General features: G+C 32.8%; 3 protein-coding genes. 1 reads left to right on the top strand and 2 read right to left on the bottom strand.

Annotated elements, in window-relative coordinates; translation table 11 throughout:
- On the top strand, nt 1-81 hold an 81-nt coding region (locus ACNQGG_RS17195; protein WP_417965007.1), incomplete at its 5' end, for an IS3 family transposase.
- Between the two features lie 72 nt (nt 82-153).
- Here ACNQGG_RS17195 and ACNQGG_RS17190 read toward each other — a convergent pair.
- Together ACNQGG_RS17190 and ACNQGG_RS17185 are read right to left on the bottom strand one after the other, a co-directional pair.
- Entirely contained in the window at nt 154-972 is an 819-nt protein-coding gene (locus ACNQGG_RS17190) for a tyrosine-protein phosphatase (protein ID WP_417966068.1), read from the bottom strand.
- A gap of 30 nt (nt 973-1,002) precedes the next feature.
- Nucleotides 1,003-3,519 (bottom strand): TonB-dependent receptor domain-containing protein, encoded by a 2,517-nt coding sequence (locus tag ACNQGG_RS17185; protein ID WP_417966066.1) that lies wholly within the window; start codon nt 3,517-3,519, stop codon nt 1,003-1,005.
- Between the last annotated feature and the right edge of the window lie 91 nt (nt 3,520-3,610).

Here is a 3,610-nt window from a genome sequence, read left to right as displayed (position 1 = left end):
TATTACAATAATGAAAGAATAAAACTGAATTTAAACGGAATGAGCCCGACACAATATCGAGCTCATTATTATCAAAATTAATTATAAATTTGTCTAAAATTTTGGGTGCAGTCTAAAATAATTTTAGACGATTTTCTTATTTTTTTATTTGATTTATTTTATCAAATACTTTTTCTTTATTTCATTTTTTATTTTTTTATCTATTCCAAATTCTACCAATAGCATTTTGTCAATACTTCCGTATTTTTTGATGATATTATTCCAAGATGTTTCTAAATATATTGGTTTTACCCCCATTAATTTAGCCATTCTTTCTTTTGGAAGCCCGTATTCTTTATATTTATTCAAATCTATATTCTGAATTGCTTCGTTCGATCTCAGATAATCTTTCATAATTTCCTGATCTGAAACATCTAAAATATGCAAAAATAAAGCTGAAGCCAATCCTGTTCTATCTTTACCCGCCGTACAATGAAATAAAACTACTGATTCGTCTTTTGCTATTTCATCGAAGAAAGGTTTAAAATCTTTGATATGGTTTGTAAATCCATCACTAACTCCAATCATTAAAGAATCTAATGCCGCTTCACTAAATTTGGGAGAAATTAAAACCTTCATAAATTGGCCCATTTCTTTTTCGTTAATTGATCCTATTAACGCTCTTTTGGTTTCAATTTTTTGACCAACAGGAATAAAATCAGGATCTTTTTGTATCTCATTGTCACTTCTAAAATCAACAATTGTAGTAATTTTCATAGCATAAAATTTTGCAACATCACTTTCTGTAAGTTTTGCAAAATTACCTGAACGATATATAATTCCTTCTTTGATCTTTCTTCCCTCTTGGTTTTGGATTCCAGATAAGGATCTAAAATTGGGACTAATTTCTATATTCATATTTTGTTGAGCAAAGCTGCTTAAAGCTAAAAAAAGCGATAGTATAGTTACTTTTAATCTGATTATTTTTTTCATTTTATATTTTTTATTTAGTGCTATTAATTTTTACAAAATTTGATACCTGATTCCTAACTGACCGTTTATAGAAGACCATTCGCTAGTGGAAATTCTACCTTTATTTCCTCCCAAATACTGTTGGAATGGCTCGTTGGTAAGGTTCCTGACTTCCATAAAAACTTTTATTTTATCGCTAATAGAATAATCTGCTGATAAATCTACCGTGAAATTACTTTTAGCCGAAATATAATAATTAGGGCCTAAATTTTGATTAATGGTTTCTACCGATTCTCCTCTATAGTTTCCCGCTATTTTAAACATAAAACCATATTTATCATAGAAAACTGAAGAATTAAATAGCAATTTAGATTGATTAGGCAAAGTTGTTTCATCAGTAGCGATTATTTTACCCGCAGCATCATATCTTGAAACTTCCAGATTTGAATTGATTATTGAGGTATTAAAATCTACCCCAAAACCTCCCCAAAAACTACTTAATTCCGTGAATCTTTTGGTAATCCCCATTTCGAAACCCAATAAACTCGCGTCTCTTATGTTTTTGGGCTGTGTCACTAAATAATCTACACCATTAATGTTTTCATATGAAAGATCCTTGAATATATAATTTGTTAACCCTTTGTAAAAAACACCCGCGGTAATTAATCCTATATCCTTCATAAAATATTCTCCCATCAAATCAAAATTATTAGAAAAAGTGGGCAACAAATCAGTGTTACCTCTAGTAATTTTAGCTACAGAACCCGTAATATCAACAATTTCGCTTGGATTTAAATCCGGAAAATTGGGTCTTGCAAAAGTTCTAGTATACGCTGCTCTCAAATTAATATTTTCAGTTATAGCATATTTTAGATGCAACATTGGTAAAAAAGCATTGTATGATGATTTTTTCGTGATGGGCGAAACAACTTTAGTTTTTGCATTATACGTACTACTATTCATAGTAACATCCGTTTGTTCGTTTCTAACCCCTGCAATGATTTTTGTTTTATCAGTAAGGTCATAAATACCCATTACATAAGTACTAAAAACATCCTCGGTTCCATTAAATTTGGTTGTTGCATTTGAGGCCGAAGAATAATCTTTGAACCCATTTGATGCCAAATATTCTGGAGAAAATATAGTGAATAATTGATTTTTTGTGATTGGACTTACAATAAGATTCTGGAAAGGACTTCCAATTTCTGAAAAGAAGTTGCCTGCATTTGGATAGCCTTCGGTCTCTAAATCACTCAATGGAATCAAGGCTGGCGAACCCGGAATTGCTAAAGCAGCACCTGGCAAGTAGGCTAAAGGTGTCTGTTCTCCCATGTAATTTTTAAACTTTAGCTTTGAACCCGCTTTAATGGATAATTTATCCGTGACCTCATAGGTGAAATTTAATTGTCCCACTTGATCTTTATCTCTTTGATCTAATTGATAAATTACTAATTGCTGTAAGGTCATTTTTTTGGGATCCATAACATCGTTTGGATTAGTCAACATTGGGTCAATAGCAAAAACATCCACTCCTGTTGCGTTTGGAGAATCGAATGTGTTATAGATTAGCCCGTCTGAAGATCTATTTCCAAAATCGCCAACTAATTTTTGGCTAAATTGTGCTATTGGTAAGCCTTTTTTATTAGAAGGCATATTAGGCGGCGTTTCTAAAAGATATGACATTTCATTATTAGAGAAAGACCAATCTATTTTCAATTTAGAAATAATTCGATGTTCCCCTCCTATTTCTATTGCATTCAAATTTGTTTTATAATCAGAGTAGCGATAACTGAACGTATATCTTTTTTTGGCAAAATCATAGAAAGATTCATAAACAGGTCTAACATCTTGAAATTTATCCAATAGAAATTTACCGAAAATTTTGTTTTTATCATTCAAGACATAATCAACAGAACCACTAAAAGCTTTGGTGATTCTTTCTCCAAAATAGCGTTTAGCATTAACCGAATTGATAGCATATTTTTGGGATTGATTTACCGCATTAACATTATAATCAACAACCTCTTCATCTGTAGCAAAATTTCTGTCCCAAACGGAGGCGGCAAGCACGATTCCAAGTTTATCGTTAAAGAACCTTTGTCCGTAAACAATAGATCCATTATAAGAACCTTTTCCAGATTTTTCATTATAACCAGCACCCAAACTTGCATTCAGCATTGTTTTTTGAGGGGCAGATCGTGAAACAAAATTTACCGATCCACCAATAGCATCTCCTTCCATATCAGGAGTAATGGCTTTTGAAAGTTGGATGTACTGAATCATTTCGGTAGGAATAGCGTCCAAAAGTGTATTTCTTGTTCCTGTTACTGACGCACTTGGAAGTCTTGTTCCGTTGTACAAAGTCGATGTCCAACCGTAAGGTGTACCTCGAACACTTACTTGGTTAGCTTCCCCGTGATACCGGTTTACACTTACGCTTGGCATTCTCTGAACCGCTTCGGCAGCATTACGGTCTGGTAATTTACCCACAGCGTCAGCCGAAAGCACATCCATAATTGCAAAAGATTTCTTTTTGATACTCTGTCTAGTCCTGAAATAGCGATACACAAAAAAGTATTCTATGGAATCCGCACAAGAAACACGGTATGTTAAGCGTACCCAAAAAGACTACACTATGTCTTTAAAGTTAGAAATCGTT

The sequence above is a fragment of the Flavobacterium esculini genome (assembly GCF_048284325.1).
Classification (GTDB): Bacteria; Bacteroidota; Bacteroidia; order Flavobacteriales; family Flavobacteriaceae; genus Flavobacterium.
Note: the sequence above shows the minus strand (reverse complement) of the source record. Positions and strands in the feature narration are given on the sequence as shown.